Consider the following 17,636-nt stretch of genomic DNA (forward strand, 5'->3'; position numbering starts at 1 on the left):
CCGACCAACAGAGAGGACGCGCGCCGTGGGGTCAGTAGATGGCAAGGTCGCCTTCATCACCGGGGTGGCGCGCGGCCAGGGTCGCAGCCATGCCGTCCGGCTCGCCCGCGAGGGCGCCAACATCATCGGCATCGACATCTGCGCTGACATCCCCGCCAACGGTTACCCGATGGCCTCCCACGAGGAGCTGGACGAGACCGTCGCACTGGTCGAACAGGCCGGCGGCAAGATGCTGGGCACGGTCGCCGACGTCCGCGTCTTCGAGCAAGTCAAGGCCGCGATGGATGCCGGCGTCGAGCACTTCGGCCGCCTCGACATCGTGCTGGCCAACGCCGGGATCGCGCCGCTGGCGTTTCGCCAGTTGAGCATCGAGGAGGAGCTGGCCCAGTGGCGGGCGGTCACCGGCGTCAACCTCGACGGGGCCTATCACACGGCGTGGGCGGCCGTCCCGCATCTGTTGGCCGGCAACCGCGGCGGGGTCATCATCTTCACCAGCTCGACCGCCGGCATCAAGGGCTTCGGCGGCCTGCAGGGCGGCGGCCTGGGCTACGCGGCGTCCAAACACGGGATCGTCGGGCTGATGCGCACCCTGGCCAATGCACTTGCACCGCTGAGCATTCGGGTCAACACCGTGCACCCGACCGCGGTGAACACGATGATGGCCACCAACGACGACATGACCGAGTTCCTGGAGAAGAATCCCGGCGCGGGTCCCCATCTGCAAAACCCGATGCCCGTCGGCATGCTGGAACCCGACGACGTCAGCGCCGCCATCGCCTACCTGGTCTCCGACGAGGCGAAGTACGTCACGGGCGTGACCTTCCCCGTCGACGCGGGCTTCTGCAACAAGGTTTGAGACGCGAATGACAACGAACAACGCCGCCGGCCGGGTCGCGGGCAAACGGGTCTTGATCACCGGCGCCGCGCGCGGCATGGGGCGCTCGCACGCGGTGCGGCTGGCCGAGGAAGGTGCCGACTGCATCCTGGTGGACATCTGTTCCACCCCAGCGGGTTTGGAATACCCACTGGCTACCGAAGACGACCTGCATGAGACCGCGCGACTGGTTGAGAAACACGGCCGGCGTGCGATCACCAAAGTCGTCGACGTGCGCGACGAGGCCGCCATGAAAGCGGCGGTCGACGACGCCGCGGGCGAACTCGGCGGACTCGACGGCGCGGTCGCCAACGCCGGCGTGCTCACGGTCGGCACGTGGGACACCACCACCGCCGAGCAGTGGCGACTGGTCGTCGATATCAATCTCATCGGCGCCTGGAACACCTGCGCGGCCGCACTCCCCCACCTGGTCGCCCGGGGCGGCGGGAGCCTGGTCAACATCAGCTCGTCGGCCGGCATCAAGGGCACGCCGCTGCACGTGCCCTACACCGCCTCCAAGCACGGCATCGTCGGCATGACCCTGGCGCTGGCCAACGAGGTTGCTGCACAGAACATCCGGGTCAACACCGTGCACCCCACCGGGGTGGCCACCGGGATGGCGCCGCCGAGCATGCACACCCTGATCGCCGAGCAACGGCCCGACCTGGTGCCCATCTTTCTCAACGCGCTGCCCGCGCCGCTGATCGAAGCGTCCGATGTGAGCAACGCGGTGCTGTATCTGATCTCCGACGAATCCCGTTACGTCACAGGGCTGGAGCTGAAGGTCGACGCCGGTGTCACCATCCGATAGGGCCCCGATGAGCGACGGTGCGCGACGCGAACGAGGGGTGCGAACCTTCGCCGAGGTGATGACGGTCGACCCGCCCGACGCCGACAGCCCGTATGCGGGCGGATTGATCGACTTCGTCTTCGGCGAGGTCTGGTCGCGACCGGGCCTGTCCCGCCGCGATCGGCGGTTCGTCACGCTGGCCTGCGTCGCGGCCGCCGACGCGCAGGCGCCGCTGGAGCAACACGTCTACGCCGCACTCAACAGCGGCGACCTCACCATCACCGAAATGCGGGAGACCGTCCTGCATTTCGCGGTCTACGCGGGCTGGCCGAAGGCGTCCCGATTCAACATCGCCGTGGACTTGCAATGGGCCAAGATCGCCGAGGAGCGCGGCGAGGCGGCCCCTCCCCCGGAACCGCTGCTGCCGCTGGTCACCGCCAGCGACCCCGAGCAGCGACTGCGGGGCGGCGAGGAGTCATTCAAGGACATCAACTGCCTGCCCTTCGCGCCGATGCGGGACAACCCCTACTCGGGAGCGGGCATTCTGAATTTCGTCTTCGGCGAGATGTGGTTGCGGCCCGGCCTGGGCATGAAGGAACGCCGGCTGATCACCGTGGCCTGTGTCGGGTTCCAGGACGCCGAAATCCCGATCATGTCCCACGTGTACGCGGCGCTCAAGAGTGGCGACGTGTCGTTCGAGGAGATGGACGAACTGGCGCTGCAGTTCGCCGCGTACTACGGCTGCGCCAAGGCCGACTACCTCAACCAGGTGATCGCCGAACAGAAGCAGCGGGTGACGGCCGAGGACCAGGCCGATCACACCACCGTCGGCTGACAGCACACCGGAAGGCATCCCGCCATGGCGGCCACCGCAACTTCACTGCCCCGCTCGGGCGCGTTACTCATTGGCGGGCAACGCATTACCACCGCCTCGGGTGGCAGCTATGAGCACACCTACCCCGGCACCGGCGCGCTCAACGCGACCATCCCGCTGGCCGGTCACGACGAGATGGACAGGGCCGTCGACAGCGCCTGGGACGCGCACCGCGAATGGATCTCCTATCCCGTCGATCGCCGCCGCGACCTGCTGTTCGCGCTGGCCGACGTGGTGCGCGACCACTTCGCGGAGCTGACCGAGCTCAACGTGCACGATTACGGCGTCCCGGTGTCGGTGGCCGGCAACTCCGTACTGACCGAGCGGTTCCTGCGGTACTACGCCGGTTACGCCGACAAGACCCACGGCGCAAGCACTCCCGTTGCCGGTGCCTTCGACGTCAACCTCGTCGAACGCGAACCGTACGGCGTCGTCGGCGTGATCGCCCCCTGGAACGGGCCGCTCGTGGTGGCCGGCGCGGCCGTGGCGCCCGCGCTGGCGGCGGGAAACGCGGTCGTCCTCAAGCCCTCCGAGCTGGCGTCGTTGGCGCCCTTGCGCTTTGGTGAGCTCTGCCTCGAAGCGGGCCTGCCGCCGGGATTGGTCAACGTGTTGCCGGCCGGGCCCGCGGGCGGTGACGCGCTGGTGCGCCATCCCCGGATCGGCAAGATCCACTTCACCGGCGGCCAGGCCACCGCCCAGAAGGTGCTGCAGGCCGCGTCGCACAATCTCACCCCGGTGACGGCCGAATTGGGCGGTAAGTCGGCCTATCTCGTGTTCGCCGATGCCGACCTGGATCTGACCGCTGTCATCGCCGCCCATCAGGGGCCCATCACCCAGGCCGGCCAAAGTTGCGCCTGCGCCTCGCGCATTCTCGTCGAGGCGTCGGTGTACGCGAGCTTCGTGGACAAACTCGTGGCGACGGTGCGGACCGCCAAGATCGGTGATCCGCTGCAACCCGACGTCATGCTCGGTCCCGTGATCACCGAAGCCGCAGCCGACCGCATCCTCGGCGTCATCGACCGGGCGGTCAGCGACAAGGCCGGTGAGCTGGTCACGGGCGGACGCAGGCTCGGTGGCGAGTTGGCGTCCGGTTATTTCATCGAGCCGACGATCTTCGCCAACGTCGACAATCGGTCGGCGCTGGCGCAAACCGAAACCTTCGGGCCGGTGGCGTCCGTCATCCCCTTCGCCGATGAGGCCGAGGCGGTCAGGATCGCCAACGATTCCCGCTACGGCCTCAATGCCTTCGTGGCGACGTCCAACCTGGAACGTGCACACCGGGTTGCGCGTCAACTGCAGGCGGGTTCGGTGTGGGTGAACCGGCACAGCGACATCGAGCCGCAGGGCCCCTACGGCGGCTACAAGCAGAGCGGGTTCGGCCGCACCGGCGGCGTCGAAGGCCTGTATGAGTTTTTGCAGGTGAAGAACATTCGCATCGGTATGAGCTGACACCGCCATTTTCGGCCCCGGAGGGCATTTGTTGTCGTGAAATATTGTGCAAATCAAGTATTTCCGCTAAAGGGGTAGAGTCGCGGGCATGAGTTTGGTCGAGTGGCTGAGGACGCCCCGCTACTTGCGGACGCGTTTCATGATGGAAACGCGGCCGCTGAACCGCCTGGAGATGGAGATCGTGTTCGTCGAGGTTGCCGCCCGCGACGCGTTGGTACGCCTGCCCGTGGCGTTCATGATTCTGCCGAAGGCCTCCCGGCCCTGGCGCGATGGCCCGTCCACCCCGGAACAGGGCAAGTAGCAAGTAGAGGTTCCACGCGGGGCTTGGGAGCCGCGACCGAGTCGGGCATGCTGACGGTATGCACGTGATCAACGGAGTGCGCGACCCGGCGGCCAGTTTTCCCCTCGACAGCGCGGCGGACGATGCCGGCGAGCGCCGGCAGGCCAACCGTGCCGTCGCCGTCAGCGCCGTCGGGCTGGCGCTGACCGGCGTGGCCGAATTGGTGATCGCGCTGGTATCCGGTTCGGTGGCGTTGCTGGGTGATGCGCTGCACAACCTGTCGGACGTCTCCACCAGCGCCCTGGTGTTCATCGGCTTCCGCGCGTCGCGCAAGCTGCCCACCGAGCGGTATCCCTACGGCTACGAACGTGCCGAGGATCTCGCCGGTATCGGTGTGGCCCTGGTGATTTGGGGCAGCGCCGTGGTCGCCGGTTTCGAGAGCGTCACCAAGCTGCTCCGCCACGGCGGCACCGGCTACGTGGGCTGGGGCATCGGCGCGGCCGTCGTGGGCGTGGTGGGCAATCAGCTGGTGGCCCGCTACAAACTGGTGGTGGGCAGGCGAATTCGGTCGGCGACCATGGTGGCCGACGCCAAGCATTCGTGGCTGGACGCGCTGTCGTCGGGCGGCGCGGTGCTCGGGCTGATCGGCGTGGCACTGGGGTGGGGCTGGGCCGACGCCGTCGCGGGGATCGTGGTCACCGGGTTCATCTGCCACGTCGGCTGGGAGGTGACCGCCGACATCGCCCATCGCCTGCTCGACGGCGTCGACCCCGACATCATCACCACCGCCGAGGCCGTCGCCGCGTCGGTGCCCGGTGTGACGCATGCGCACGCCCGGGCCAGATGGACCGGGCGGACCCTGCGTGTCGAGGTGGAGGGGTTTTTGAACGCCGACACCCCGCTGGCGGCCGCCGACCAGATCGGCCGCAGCGTCGCCGCGGCACTGACGCCTCGGATCCCGCAGATGCAGAGCTTCACGTGGACGGCCCGCGCCGCCTGAGGTAACAGGCCTCAGCGGCGGAATCGCTCCCGCAGCTGCGGGTCGTTCTCCCACCAGAGCCCCGACGGCGCCGGGGTTTGGCCCTCGACGTCCTCGGCGTCCTGCGTCTTGGGGGCCGCCTCGGCCTCGTCCAACTCGGCGTCGACCGCCACCGCATGCGCCTGCTCGTCGCGCGACAGCGCGCGCATCAGCAGCAGCACGAACGGCCACCCGACCAGATCGCCGAGGATCCACAACACGCCGGCCCCGATCGTCTGGTCGAGCCGCGGGTCGGGTCCCCAATTCCGTTGCAGCCCGGCGTAGTACGCCGCACCGATCAACGATCCCTGCCAGATGACCAATCCCAGGACGCCATCGCCGAGCGCCTCGGCGACGGTGATCAGCAGCGAAATCGACTGCGGGTACCTGCGGGGTACCGGGTCCTCTTGCAGCCGGGCGTAGAAGTAACCGAATCCCAGCACCACCAACAGAATTCGCGTCGGCGCGCCGATCCACTCGGTTTGCAGGGCCGCGGTGTACCAGGGCGTCAGATACAGCAACCACGGCGTGGCGAGCATCACGATCGACGTCGTCGCGGGATGGACGAGCACGCGGGCGAACCGGGCGGCCAACCACCGGTCGACGCGGTCGCGGCCGGCCGGCCCGACGGCATCGCGAACGACGGTGACCGGCTTGGCCTGCGCCATGAAGAACGGCACCACGTACAGCAGCAGCAACACCTGCAGCGCTCGCACCCAGAACAGGACGTAGGCGTAGGCACCGATCGCGCTGATCGTGGCCAAGGCCCACGCCAGCAGGCCCAGCCCGAAGCACGCGGCGTTCGTCGGGCCGACCGCACCCTGGGCGCCTCGGGCGCGCCGGTAGCACCACCCGTATCCGGCGGCGGACACCGCGACGACGACCACCGCGACCGGATCCAAATGCCAGGTCTGGACGGCCGCGTCCCACGTCAGCGGTCCGGGATCGACGCGCACGAACACCAGCCTAGGGCGGCCGGGAACGGCTCAGTTGCCGACGGCGCCTTCCGGCTTCGGACCGCGGTCCTCGCCGGTGATGTATTTCGGGCAGTAGTGCGCGGCCGCCAGGTAGGTGAACTTGGCCGCGGCGGCGCCCTGGAAGGCGGGATTCTGGTTGCGCAGGTCGGTCACGATCTTCGCGTCGGACTGGCCGTCGTCGAGCAGTTCGCACACCGACTTGCCGATGGTGATCGCGTTGCCGGCGTCCTGGTAGGTGAGGCCGGCATCGCGGAGGTCCTTGAGGAAGTCCTGATCATTGTCGATGTCCGCGTGCGCCGGCGCGGCCAGGACGAGCATGGCGGCAAGGCTGGTCAGCCCCAGGAGAAGTCGCATAGCGCTGTGATTCTCGCAAACCTGCGGACGATTGGCATCTCGTCGGGCGAACGGGAGGTGAATTGTCACGGTGCCGCCCCCGCGTGGATGCCAACCGTTGCGCACCGAGAAATGACGCCCAATTCATCGCACAGCAAACCCGCGGAAATGTGCCGCGCAATTGGTCGACGCAATCGCTTTCGCCCCTGACCGCGCGCGGCACATTAACGCTGAAATGTTGACAACAGGTTTCGTTTACAATGCGGCGAGCGCGCAATTGTAAAATTCGGATTACCTGCCCCGCGCATGCCTGCCGTCGGGCGGTCCGCTAGGACGAGGAGCTGGTGGCCGTCACGCTGGGCGCGGGCGAGCTCTTGTTCGAAATCACATATGGGCAATAGGCATTGACTGCTATGGCAGCGAACTTGTTGGCCTTGTCATCGCTCAGGTCGGAGTTCTTGGATTCCAGCGTCGAGACGACGTCGGACATCCCGGTACCGTTCACGAGCGTCTTACACACCCAATGGCCCGCGCCGACCACCGTATCGCTGTCGGAATAGGTGATTCCCGCGGAGTCGAGAGACGCGACGAATGCATCGTCGGTGTCGTCGGCGTGCGCGGGCACTGCCATGCCGATTACTGCGGCAAAGCTCGCCGCAACAAGAAGAAGTTTCATATACCACAGATTGACAGAGAAGCGAACGCTCCGCATCTCCTGCGGCAAAACCTTGCCGCGTTCCTATCGGAGGCCCTCCGGGCGGGGGCCCCGGCGCTGTTCGTCAACCGTTGGTTGACACCGTCTGAGCGTCAACTTACCGTTGACGGCATGTCCGATCCCGTCCGCATCTCCTACCCGATCCGCCTCGACGAGCTGATCGACGCCATCAAGTCGACGCGCTCCGACGTGCTGGATCAGCTGGCGGACGCCGTGCTCGCCGCCGAACACATGGGCGAGATCGCCGACCATTTGATCGGTCACTTCGTGGACCAGGCCCGCCGCTCCGGCGCGTCCTGGACCGACATCGGCAAGAGCATGGGCGTCACCAAGCAGGCCGCCCAGAAGCGCTTCGTCCCGCGCGCCGAGCCCGCCACCCTCGACCTCGATCAGGGGTTCGCGCGCTTCACCCCACGGGCGCGGGGCGCGGTGGTGGCGGCCCAGAACGCCGCGCACGACGCCGGCAACAGCGAGATCACCCCGGATCACCTGTTGCTCGGTGTGCTCGGCGATGCGGCCGCGCTGGCGACCGTGTTGCTGCGCCTGCAGAACGTCGACACCGAGGCGCTGCGCGTCGCCGCGACGGAGGCGATCGCCGCGCTGCGCGTGGATGCCCAACCGCCGCAGCTTATTCCGTTCAGCGGGCCGGCGCGCAAGGCGCTCGAGCTGAGCGTGCGCGAGGCGCTGCGGCTCGGCCACAACTACGTTGGCACCGAGCACCAGCTGCTGGCGCTGCTGGAGCTGGAAGCCGGCTCTTCGGTCCAGGGGCCGCTGCACCGCTGCGGTGTCGACAAGGACCGGGTCGAGGCCGATCTGGTCAAGGCGCTGCAATCCCTGGCCGGCGGCAAGGACGGTTGAGCGGTGCGCCTGACCCCTCCCTTCGGCATCACCGCGTGTGCGATCATGCGTTGGTCCCCTGCAACGTCGCCGAGGAGGCACGACATGGCGAAGATGCACCGCTGGCTGATGGTCGCCGCCGCCTTGTTACTCGCGGTTGCCGGCGTCACCGCCGTCGGCGTCGGCGCGGTTCCGTTGCCCCGCGCGTGGGCCGGTGACGCGCCGATCGGTCACATCGGTGACACGCTGCGGGTGGACACCGGCACGTTCATCGCCGACGTCACCGTGAGCGGCGTGGCGCCCTGCGACCCGCCGCCGGGATTCGGCTACACGCGCGAAGGCACCTACAAAGGCTTCCCGGGCAGCACCGTCGAGCGCGCCGACGTGACCATTCGCGCGATCCGGGTGCCCAATCCCTACGTCATGGCCACCGTGATGAGCTTCAACGGGGTGACCCCGAACGCCGACGCCTACAAGCCGCGGGCCTCCGATGCCCCCGACGCGCTGGACAACGTGCTCGTCAACGCGCCCAACGGGGCGATCGTGCGCGGCGGCGTGTACTGGGACGCCTACCGCGACCCGGTCACCACCGTGGTGCTGCTGGACAAGAAGACGGGTTATCACCTCGCGCAGTGGAACCTCTGACCGGAACGTTGCAGATCGCGCCGGCGAGATCCGGTGACGCCGCGGAGTTGGCCGCCGTTGCGGCCCTTACCTTTCCGTTGGCGTGCCCACCCTCGGTGACCGCCGAGAACATCGCCGCGTTCGTCGACGCCAACCTGTCGGCCGCCCGCTTCGCCGAGTACCTGCGCGATCCGGACCGCGCCGTCATCACGGCGCGCCGGGACGGCCGAATCTGTGGTTACGCCATGCTGATTCGCGGCGATCCCGCTGATACCGCCGAGCTGTCCAAGATGTATGTCCTGCCCGAGCACCACTCCAGTGGGGCGGCGGCGGCACTGATGGACCGCGCGCTGGCCGTCGCGGCCGACTGGGGCGTGCGCCGGGTGTGGCTGGGCGTGAACCGGGCAAACGAACGCGCACAACGCTTTTACCGCAAGAGCGGATTCACCATCCACGGCACGCGCACGTTTGGGCTGGGCGCCGGCGTCGAGCACGACTACGTCATGACCTGCGAGCTGGGTTAGCCGCCGCGGTCAGCGCCAAGAGCCGGGAAGTGGCCCGCAGATATTTCTTTCGGTATCCCCCGGCCAGCATCTCCTCGCTGAAGATGGTGTCCAGCTTGGTCCCCGAGGCCACGACGGGAATGCCCGCGTCATAGAGCCGATCGGTGAGCGACACCAGCCGCAGCGCGACGTTCTGGTCGTCGATGCCGTGCACGCCGGTCACGAACACCGCGCTCACGCCCTCGATCAACGCCAGGTAGCGCGACGGGTGCATGGTGGCCAGGTGCGCGCACAGCGCATCGAAGTCGTCGAGCGTCGCGCCGTCGACCTGCGCGGCGCGTGCGGCCACCTCGCCGTCGGACAGCGGCTGCGGCGCCGGCGGCAGGCCGCGGTGCCGGTAGTCGGGCCCCTCGATTCGCACGGTCGTGAAAATGCTTGCCAGCGTGTTGATTTCGCGCAGGAAATCCTGGGCGGCGAAGCGGCCCTCACCGAGCTGCTCGGGCAGCGTGTTGGAGGTGGCCGCCACCGACACCCCCCGCTCGACCAGCGACGAGAGCAGCCGCGAGATCAGCGTGGTGTTGCCCGGATCGTCGAGTTCGAATTCGTCGATGCAGACCGCCGTGTAGCCGGCCAGCAGGTCGACGCACTCGGCGAAGCCGAACACCCCGGCCAACTGGGTCAGCTCCCCGAACGTCGCAAACGCCTTGGGGGCCTGGCCATCCGGCGAGGCACCCGGCCCGTCACCGGGTAGCTCGTAGTAGGCCGACGCCAGCAGGTGCGTTTTGCCCACGCCGAACCCGCCGTCCAGGTACAACCCGACACCGGGCAGGATTTCGCGCCGCCCCAGCAGCTTTCGCCGACCGGCGCGACGCTGCACGGCCTGCCGGCAGAAGTCGCGGCAGGCCACCACCGCGGCGGCCTGCGTCGGCTCCGCCGGATCGGGCCGATACGTCGCGAAGCTCACGTCGGCGAACGTCGGGGGCGGCCTCAATTGGGCGATCAGCCGCTCCGGCGACACCGTCGGGTGCCGATCCACCAGGTGAGCCACGCCGCCCGCGGCGCCCGCGGAGGTGGACCCGTGCATGCAGGCACTGTAGCGGCGTGCTGCAATCAGACCCATGCCCGACTCTGGCGCCGCGCTGTCGCTGCTCGGGTCGGTGCGCGGCCTCGACGAGGGCGACCTCCCCGGACTCTATGGCTATCCCGCACACGACGGGACGTGGGTGCGGGCGAACTTCATCACCAGCGTCGACGGCGGGGCCACCTCCGGTGGCAGCAGCGGCGCCATGGGCGGCCCGGGCGACCGGTTGATCTTCAACCTGCTGCGCGAACTCGCCGACGTCATCGTGGTCGGTGCGGGCACCGTGCGGATCGAGGGTTACTCCGGGGCGCAGCTGTCCGTCACCCAGCGTCAGCACCGGCAGGCCCGTGGGCAAAGCGAGGTGCCGCAGCTGGCGATCGTGACCGGATCGGGCCACCTCAACCGGGACATGGCGGTGTTCACCCGCACCGAGGTGCAGCCGCTGGTGCTCACCTGCACCGCGGCGGTCGAACAGACACGCCGGGCGCTCAGCGGCCTGTGCGAGGTGATCGACTGCTCGGGCCACGATCCCGAAATGGTGGACGAGGCCGTCCTGCTGGCGGCCCTCGGCGCGCACGGCATGCGCCGCATCCTCACCGAGGGCGGACCGACGCTGCTGGACTCGCTGATCCAACGTGACCTCCTCGACGAGCTGTGCCTGACGATCGCGCCCTGCCTCGTCGGCGGCCAGGCACGACGCATCGCCACCGGCTCGGGGCAGCTGCTCACCCGGATGCGGTGTGCCCACGTCCTGACCGACGACGCCGGCTACCTTTACACCCGCTACGTCAAGGCCTAGCTACTGTGGTCGGCATGAGTCGGCCGTACACGTGCGCCACGATCCTGGTTGCGGTGACCGCGTTGCTGGCCGGCTGCGTCCCGGGGCTGGCCGCCGACCCGCGGTTCGCCACCAATTCCGGTGCGCGACCGCAGGGAGCGGCGACCCCCAAGCCGCCACCCAGCGGGCCGCCGCCGATCGCGGCACCCAAGAACGACCTGGCGTGGCACGACTGCACCTCGCGGGTGTTCGCCGACGCGGCGGTCCCCGCCGCCGCCGGGGTCCAGTTGGACTGCGCGAACTACGACGCCGACCTGGACCCGGTCAACGGCGGGGGCGGCACCCTGAGCATCGGCGTGGTGCGCGCCCGCTCCAACCAGACACCCAAGGACGCCGGCCCGCTGGTCTTCACCACCGGCTCCGATCTGCCGTCCTCGACGCAGTTGCCGGTCTGGTTGTCCCGGTCGGGCGCCGACGTGCTGGCCAGCCACCCCATCGTCTCCGTCGACCGCCGCGGCATCGGCATGTCGAGCCCCATCGACTGCAGGGACAAGTTCGACCGCCAACAGATGCGCGACCAGTCGCAATTCCAGACCGGCGACGATCCGGTGGCCAACCTGTCCGAGGTGTCCAACACCGCCACCACCAACTGCGGCGACGCCGTCGGCATCGGGCCGAACGCCTCCTCCTACGACGACGCGCACGCCGCCTCGGACATCGAGCGGCTGCGCACCCTGTGGGACGTGCCCACCTTGGCGCTGGTCGGCATCGGCAACGGCGCGCAGGTGGCGCTGGCGTACGCCGGATCGCGGCCGGACAAGGTGGCTCGGCTGATCCTCGACTCACCGGTTGCCTTGGGCACCAACGCCGAAGCCGCCGCCGAGCAACAGGTCAAGGGACAGCAGGCCGCGCTCGACGCCTTCGCCGCCCAGTGCATCGCGGTGAACTGCGCGCTGGGCGCGGACCCTAAGGGCGCCGTCAGCGCCCTGCTGGCCGACGCCCGCGCCGGTCATGGCCCCGGCGGCGCATCGGTGGCCCAGGTGGCCAACGCCATCACCGTCGCGCTCGGTTATCCCTCCGGCGGGCGCGTCAACGCCACCACCGACCTGGCCAACGCACTGGCCGGCGCGCGCTCCGGCGACACCAACGCGCTGAACAATCTGATCAACCACGCCAACGCCGTCCAGGACTCCGACGGCCAGTTCGTCAACGTGTGCAGCGACGCGGTCAACCGCCCCACCCCGGACCGGGTGCGCGAACTCGTCGTCGCCTGGGGCAAGCTCTACCCCGAATTCGGCACCGTCGCCGCCCTCAACATGGTCAAGTGCGTGCACTGGCCCACCGGCTCCCCGCCACCCACGCCGAAGACCCTCAAGGTCGACGTCTTGCTGCTCGGCGTCCAGAACGACCCGATCGTCGGCACCGACGGCGTCGCGGCGACTGCCGCCAGCATCATCAACGCCAACGCCGCCAGCAAGCGGGTGATGTGGCAGGGCATCGGGCACGGCGCCAGCATCTTCTCCGGCTGCACCGCACCGCCGCTGATCGGTTACCTCAACAGCGGCAAATTGCCCAGCACCGACACCTACTGCCCGGCCTGACGCTGCTTTCCGGCGCGCGCGGGCGCCGGTGTACGGTGCGCTGGTGACGGCAGCTGAATCGACCCGAACCGGCCTGCGTGACCGGACCCTGGCCGCCTTTGGTCCCCGCACCGGCGCTCCGAGCGTCGCGGCCGTGCTGCGGATGGCGTTGTGGCCGATGGCCATCTTGTCGGTCCTGCATCGCAGCATCGTGCTCACCCTCAACGGCAACATCACCGACGACTTCAAACCCGTATACCGCGCGGTCCTCAACTTCCGGCACGGCTGGGACATCTACAACGAGCACTTCGACTACGTCGACCCGCACTACCTGTACCCGCCGGGCGGCACGCTGCTGATGGCCCCGTTCGGGTACCTGCCGTTCACGCCGTCGCGGTTTCTGTTCATCGGAATCAACACCGTTGCGATTCTGATCGCCTGGTACCTGCTGCTGCGGATGTTCAAGTTCACGCTGGCCTCGGTGGCCGCGCCCGCCCTGCTGCTGGCGATGTTCTGCACCGAAAGCGTGACCAGCACGCTGGTGTTCACCAACATCAACGGCTGCGTGCTGCTGGCCGAGCTGTTGTTTTTGCGCTGGCTGTTGGACGGGCGGATCAGCCGGCAGTGGTGGGCCGGCATCGCGATCGGGCTGACGCTCACGCTCAAACCCGTGCTGGGACCGCTGCTGCTGCTGCCGCTACTGAACCGGCAGTGGCGAACGCTCATCCCCGCGATCGTCGTGCCCGTCGTGATCAACATCGTCGCCTGGCCGTTGGTCAGCGATCCAATGGACTTCGTCACCAAGACGCTGCCCTACATCGGGGGCACCCGGGACTACTTCAACAGCTCCATCGAGGGCAACGGCGTCTACTTCGGCCTGCCGACCTGGCTGATCGTGTTCCTGCGAATCCTGTTCGTGCTGATCACGATCGGCGCGCTGTGGCTGCTGTACCGCCACTACCGCACCCGTGACCCGCTGTTCTGGTTCACCAGCTCCTCGGGCGTGCTGCTGCTGTGTTCCTGGCTGGTGCTCCCGCTGGCCCAGGGTTACTACTCGATGATGCTGTTCCCGTTCTTGATGACGGTGGTGCTGCGGAACTCGCTGGTCCGCAACTGGCCGGCCTGGCTGGGGATCTACGGTTTTATGACGCTGGACGACTGGCTGATCTACCGGGCGATGAGGTACGGCCGCGCACTGCACTACCTCAAGATCACCTACGGTTGGTCGCTGCTGCTGATCGTCGCCTTCACCGTGCTGCTCTACCGGTACCTGGACGCCAAGGCCGAAAACCGGCTGGACGAGGGCATCGATCCGGCGTGGCTGACGGACGAGCGCGAGCGAGACGCGCTGACCGCAAGCGCGGCCGGGTGAAGTCGGGTCGCCACCATCGACGTGAGCCGGGCGCAGCGGGTCAGCGCCTTGCGCGCTAGCGTGGAGGCATGACCTCTCCCGACGTGTCGCCGCCCAAGGTGCAGCTGACCGATGACGAATGGCGCAAGAAACTTTCCCCGGAAGAGTTCTATGTGCTGCGCCAGGCCGGCACCGAACGACCCTTCACCGGTGAATACACCGACACCAAAACCGAAGGCGTATACCAGTGCCGGGCCTGCGGTGCCGAATTGTTCCGCAGCACAGAGAAATTCGAGTCGCACTGCGGCTGGCCGTCGTTTTTCGACCCGGCCAAGTCCGACGCGGTGATCCTGCGGCCCGACCATTCGATGGGCACCACACGCACCGAGGTATTGTGCGCCAACTGCCACAGCCACCTGGGCCACGTGTTCGCCGGCGAGGGCTACCCGACGCCGACGGATCAGCGCTACTGCATCAACTCGGTGTGCCTGCGGCTGGTGCCGGCGGGCTAGCTTCCGGCAGGTTCGTTGCGTAGGTGGCGCGACACTTAAACGGTTGCGACGACGCGCCGCAAATCCTCGCAACCATTTAAGTTTCGCGGGACCTCACCGACACGTCATGACGTCTTTGACGTTGTGGACGACGTATTCGTGGGCAGCGAGGCAGTGCGACTCGGGCTGCTGAGCCCGTATCAGCTGCGGACGAGCTTCCGCGCGATCTATCCGGACATCTATCTGTCGGATGCCGCGACACTGTCGCTGAGGACACGGTCGACCGGGGCGTTTCTGTGGTCGCGACGGCGCGGCGTGCTGGCCGGACTCGCCGCGGCGGCGCTGCACGGGTCGCAGTGGATCGACGACGACGAGCCCATCGAGTTGGTCTGGCGAAACCCGCATCCGCCTCGCGGTGTGATCACCCGAAATGAGCGCATCCACTTGGACGAAGTCACCCGGGTCAGCGGTCTGCCGGTGACAACTCTTGCCAGGACCGCGTTCGACCTTGCCCGGCACGCGCCCATCGGTGAGGCGGTGGCCCGGATCGATGCGTTGATGCGTGCGACACCGTTCTCGCGTGAGGATGTGCTGTTGCTGGCCAAGCGATACTGCGGTGCGCGCGGCCTGCGTCGGCTGAGGTCAGCGCTCCCATTGATCGATCCCGGCGCCGCGTCGCCCAAGGAAACCTGGCTGCGTCTGCTTTTGATCGATGCCGGCCTGCCCGTCCCGACCACGCAGATACCGGTGCACCAGAACTGGCGACTCATCGCGTGTCTCGACATGGGCTGGGAAGAGTACAGGGTGGCCGCAGAGTACGACGGCGATCACCATCGCACGAACCGCAAGCAGTACGCGCGTGACCAGAGCCGGCTACGCCGGCTCGACGACCTGGGGTGGATTGTCATCCGGGTGATCGCCGACGACAAGCCGGACGACGTTGTGGGCCGCGTGCGCCGTGCGCTCATGCGTCGCGGATACCGCGACACTTAACCAGTTGCGACGACACGCCGAAAAGGATCGCAGCAGTTTAAGTTTCGCGGTATGGGGAGGGCGCGGGGCTTCGCGGATGGGGAGGGCGGCGGAGGCGCGGGGACGGGTGTCAGTCCACCCGAGTGGCGTGCACTTCCCAGAACGGGGCGTGCGCCCGTTGGCCCTCGAGCCACGGCTCGATCACCCGGAAGCGCTCCAGCAGCTTCTCCGCCTGATCGGCGATGTCCGGGTTGCGTTGGGCCATCGCCTCGATGGACTCGACGCTGACGTTGACCCGATACGTGGTGGTGCCCAGATAGGTGATCTCCCAGCCGCCGTCCGGAAGCACGTCACGAAAGTCGTTCTCGGACAAGGACCGCAGCATCTTGAAGCCATTGACGTTGTGTTCGCCGAACTCGTACATGTACAGCCGCGCGCCGGGCTTGGTGGCGCGGTGCAGCGCCCGCACGTACGAACTGCGCAGCTCGGGCTCGGTGCTGAAGGTGTGGTAGAAGGCGCAGTCGACCACCGTGTCGAACCGGCCGTCGAACCCGTCCAGTTTGGTGGCGTCGGCCAGCTCGAAATTGACCGTCACGCCGGCCTTTTGGGCGTTCTCCCGGGCCCGCTCGATGGCGGTCGCCGAGCCGTCGATGCCGGTCGCCGAAAACCCCTTGGACGCGTAGTAGATGGCGTGGTGGCCCGGTCCGGTCCCCGGGTCGAGCACCTCGCCCTTGATCGCCCCCAGCGCGACGAGCTGCTGGACCACCGGCTGCGGGCCGCCGATGTCCCACGGTGTGGCGGCCGGCAGCCCGTGCGACGTCCGCTGGTCGCGGTACATCTCCTCGAAGCGGGTGGGGTCGTTGGGGTCGAAAGGCTCGGTCATTCGGCGCCACTCCTCATCGCTTCGCTCTTTATCGTCGCCGGCGCGGTCATGGCAGCGCACTCACCAGCTGCTCGACGGGCACCCGGGGGCCGGTGAAAAACGGCGTCTCCTCGCGGGTGTGCCGGCGAGCGTCGGTGGCACGCAGCTCGCGCATCAGGTCGACGATGCGGTGCAGTTCCGGAGCCTCGAAGGCCAAAATCCACTCGTAGTCCCCCAGCGCGAACGCCGGGACGGTGTTGGCGCGCACGTCCTTGTACTCGCGCGCGGCCATGCCGTGCTCGGCGAGCAAGCGGCGGCGTTCGTCGTCGGGCAGCAGGTACCACTCATAGGACCGCACAAAGGGATACACGCAGATGTAGGCGCCGGGTTCCTCGCCGGCCAGAAACGCCGGGATGTGGCTCTTGTTGAACTCGGCCGGCCGATGCAGCGCCACGCTGCTCCACACCGGCGCGCTGACCCGCCCCAGCGCCGTCGTGCGCCGGAAATCGGCATAGGTGGCCTGCAGCGCCTCGACGCGCTCGGCGTGGGTCCAGATCATGAAGTCGGCGTCGGCCCGCAGACCCGCGACGTCGTAGAGGCCGCGCACCACGACGCCGCGCTCCTCCTGTTGCTTGAAGAACGTCGACGCCTCATCGATGACGTCGGCGCGCTGGTCGCCCAGCTCACCCGGCTCGACGGAGAACACCGAGAACATCAGGTAGCGGATCTGGGAATTGAGCGAGTCGTAGTCGAGCTTGGCCATGAAACCTATCGTGCCACTTGCGCGTCGAAGCCTCCGATGGCCCCGATCACCCGCTCCGCCGCGCGCCCGGCCGCGCCCACACAAGCCGGCACGCCGATGCCGTCCAGGTAGCTGCCGGCCACCGCCAGCGTCGGGGGCAGCCCCGCGCGCACCTCGGCCACCAGCTCGGCGTGGCCGGGGCCGTACTGCGGCATCGCGTCGATCCAGCGCTGGATGCGGGCGTCGACGGCGTCGATGGTCAGCCCGAACACGGTGGCCAGGTCACCCAGCGCCCAGCTCAGCAGCTCGTCGTCGGGGGTGTCCGCCGCGACGCGATCGCCGAACCGCCCGAAGGACAGCCGGAGCAGCTGCGCGTCGCCGGGGACGCCCCATTTGCGCGACGACAGCGTGATGGCCTTCGCCCGCAGCCGCTCACCGGTGGCCACCAGCACGCCCGAGCACTGCGGGAACGCGGTGTCGCCGGGCACGGCCAGCGCCAAGACCA

The 17,636-nt window shown here is 68.2% G+C and carries 20 protein-coding genes and 1 pseudogene; 14 read left to right on the plus strand and 7 right to left on the minus strand.

Going from position 1 to position 17,636, the window contains the following annotated elements:
- Positions 1-25: 25 nt before the first annotated feature.
- The 6 genes from DQP58_RS11455 to DQP58_RS11480 all read left to right on the plus strand — a co-directional run bounded on the left by DQP58_RS11455 (position 26) and on the right by DQP58_RS11480 (position 5,267).
- Positions 26-856, plus strand: coding sequence for a mycofactocin-coupled SDR family oxidoreductase (locus DQP58_RS11455; RefSeq protein WP_112708503.1), 831 nt, complete (start codon positions 26-28; stop codon positions 854-856).
- A 7-nt stretch (positions 857-863) separates the two neighbouring features.
- Complete coding sequence (locus DQP58_RS11460; protein ID WP_112708504.1) at positions 864-1,685, plus strand: mycofactocin-coupled SDR family oxidoreductase; 822 nt, start codon at positions 864-866, stop codon at positions 1,683-1,685.
- Positions 1,686-1,692: 7 nt separating this feature from the next.
- The gene (locus DQP58_RS11465) at positions 1,693-2,499 is read left to right on the plus strand and encodes a carboxymuconolactone decarboxylase family protein (protein WP_112708505.1); all 807 of its coding nucleotides are present in this window, start codon (positions 1,693-1,695) and stop codon (positions 2,497-2,499) included.
- Positions 2,500-2,523: 24 nt separating this feature from the next.
- Entirely contained in the window at positions 2,524-3,987 is a 1,464-nt protein-coding gene (locus DQP58_RS11470) for an aldehyde dehydrogenase family protein (protein ID WP_112708506.1), read from the plus strand.
- Between the two features lie 88 nt (positions 3,988-4,075).
- A complete protein-coding gene (locus DQP58_RS11475; RefSeq protein ID WP_112708507.1) occupies positions 4,076-4,288 on the plus strand; it encodes a hypothetical protein in 213 nt (70 codons plus the stop codon).
- A gap of 58 nt (positions 4,289-4,346) precedes the next feature.
- Positions 4,347-5,267: a cation diffusion facilitator family transporter gene (locus DQP58_RS11480; RefSeq protein WP_112708508.1), complete on the plus strand. Its 921-nt coding sequence runs from the start codon at positions 4,347-4,349 to the stop codon at positions 5,265-5,267.
- An 11-nt stretch (positions 5,268-5,278) separates the two neighbouring features.
- On the opposite strand, the gene DQP58_RS11485 is transcribed toward DQP58_RS11480, so the two are convergent.
- The 3 genes from DQP58_RS11485 to DQP58_RS11495 form a co-directional block, all read right to left on the minus strand.
- Positions 5,279-6,241 carry a cytochrome c oxidase assembly protein gene (locus DQP58_RS11485; protein WP_112708526.1) on the minus strand — a complete coding sequence of 321 codons (963 nt, stop codon included), beginning with the start codon at positions 6,239-6,241 and terminating at the stop codon, positions 5,279-5,281.
- A gap of 30 nt (positions 6,242-6,271) precedes the next feature.
- On the minus strand, positions 6,272-6,616 hold the full coding sequence (locus DQP58_RS11490; protein ID WP_066870422.1) for a DUF732 domain-containing protein: 345 nt from the start codon (positions 6,614-6,616) through the stop codon (positions 6,272-6,274).
- A gap of 307 nt (positions 6,617-6,923) precedes the next feature.
- Positions 6,924-7,271 carry a DUF732 domain-containing protein gene (locus tag DQP58_RS11495; RefSeq protein WP_066870425.1) on the minus strand — a complete coding sequence of 116 codons (348 nt, stop codon included), beginning with the start codon at positions 7,269-7,271 and terminating at the stop codon, positions 6,924-6,926.
- A gap of 150 nt (positions 7,272-7,421) precedes the next feature.
- On the opposite strand from DQP58_RS11495, the gene DQP58_RS11500 reads away from it, so the two are divergent.
- From DQP58_RS11500 to DQP58_RS11510, 3 genes are all read left to right on the plus strand, one after another.
- Positions 7,422-8,168, plus strand: a complete 747-nt coding sequence (locus DQP58_RS11500) for a Clp protease N-terminal domain-containing protein (RefSeq protein WP_112708509.1) — start codon at positions 7,422-7,424, stop codon at positions 8,166-8,168.
- Between the two features lie 93 nt (positions 8,169-8,261).
- On the plus strand, positions 8,262-8,792 hold the full coding sequence (locus tag DQP58_RS11505; RefSeq protein ID WP_240629756.1) for a hypothetical protein: 531 nt from the start codon (positions 8,262-8,264) through the stop codon (positions 8,790-8,792).
- Positions 8,780-9,295, plus strand: a complete 516-nt coding sequence (locus tag DQP58_RS11510) for a GNAT family N-acetyltransferase (RefSeq protein ID WP_112708511.1) — start codon at positions 8,780-8,782, stop codon at positions 9,293-9,295. Before DQP58_RS11505 ends, DQP58_RS11510 begins: the two co-directional genes overlap by 13 nt.
- On the opposite strand, the gene zapE is transcribed toward DQP58_RS11510, so the two are convergent.
- Positions 9,273-10,394: a cell division protein ZapE gene (gene zapE / locus DQP58_RS11515; protein ID WP_112708512.1), complete on the minus strand. Its 1,122-nt coding sequence runs from the start codon at positions 10,392-10,394 to the stop codon at positions 9,273-9,275. The genes DQP58_RS11510 and zapE overlap by 23 nt on opposite strands.
- Here zapE and DQP58_RS11520 point away from each other — a divergent pair.
- The 5 genes from DQP58_RS11520 to DQP58_RS11540 all read left to right on the plus strand — a co-directional run bounded on the left by DQP58_RS11520 (position 10,393) and on the right by DQP58_RS11540 (position 15,548).
- Positions 10,393-11,154 carry a pyrimidine reductase family protein gene (locus tag DQP58_RS11520; protein ID WP_112708513.1) on the plus strand — a complete coding sequence of 254 codons (762 nt, stop codon included), beginning with the start codon at positions 10,393-10,395 and terminating at the stop codon, positions 11,152-11,154. The genes zapE and DQP58_RS11520 overlap by 2 nt on opposite strands.
- Positions 11,155-11,168: 14 nt before the next feature.
- A complete protein-coding gene (locus tag DQP58_RS11525; RefSeq protein WP_112708514.1) occupies positions 11,169-12,734 on the plus strand; it encodes an alpha/beta hydrolase in 1,566 nt (521 codons plus the stop codon).
- A 28-nt stretch (positions 12,735-12,762) separates the two neighbouring features.
- Entirely contained in the window at positions 12,763-14,085 is a 1,323-nt protein-coding gene (aftC, locus tag DQP58_RS11530; RefSeq protein WP_112708515.1) for an arabinofuranan 3-O-arabinosyltransferase, read from the plus strand.
- Positions 14,086-14,153: 68 nt separating this feature from the next.
- Positions 14,154-14,576, plus strand: coding sequence for a peptide-methionine (R)-S-oxide reductase MsrB (gene msrB / locus DQP58_RS11535; protein WP_066870449.1), 423 nt, complete (start codon positions 14,154-14,156; stop codon positions 14,574-14,576).
- A 123-nt stretch (positions 14,577-14,699) separates the two neighbouring features.
- Positions 14,700-15,548: a hypothetical protein gene (locus tag DQP58_RS11540; protein ID WP_112708516.1), complete on the plus strand. Its 849-nt coding sequence runs from the start codon at positions 14,700-14,702 to the stop codon at positions 15,546-15,548.
- A 109-nt stretch (positions 15,549-15,657) separates the two neighbouring features.
- On the opposite strand, the gene DQP58_RS11545 is transcribed toward DQP58_RS11540, so the two are convergent.
- The 3 genes and pseudogenes from DQP58_RS11545 to DQP58_RS11555 all read right to left on the minus strand — a co-directional run.
- Positions 15,658-16,410, minus strand: coding sequence for a class I SAM-dependent methyltransferase (locus tag DQP58_RS11545; protein WP_112708517.1), 753 nt, complete (start codon positions 16,408-16,410; stop codon positions 15,658-15,660).
- 46 nt (positions 16,411-16,456) lie between these two features.
- Positions 16,457-17,152 (minus strand): hydrogen peroxide-dependent heme synthase, encoded by a 696-nt coding sequence (hemQ, locus tag DQP58_RS11550; RefSeq protein ID WP_112708518.1) that lies wholly within the window; start codon positions 17,150-17,152, stop codon positions 16,457-16,459.
- Between the two features lie 5 nt (positions 17,153-17,157).
- Positions 17,158-17,636 (minus strand): annotated as a pseudogene (locus tag DQP58_RS11555) (FAD-dependent oxidoreductase); the annotation flags it as partial.

Source organism: Mycobacterium colombiense (assembly GCF_003284975.1).
Taxonomy (GTDB): domain Bacteria; phylum Actinomycetota; class Actinomycetes; order Mycobacteriales; family Mycobacteriaceae; genus Mycobacterium; species Mycobacterium europaeum_A.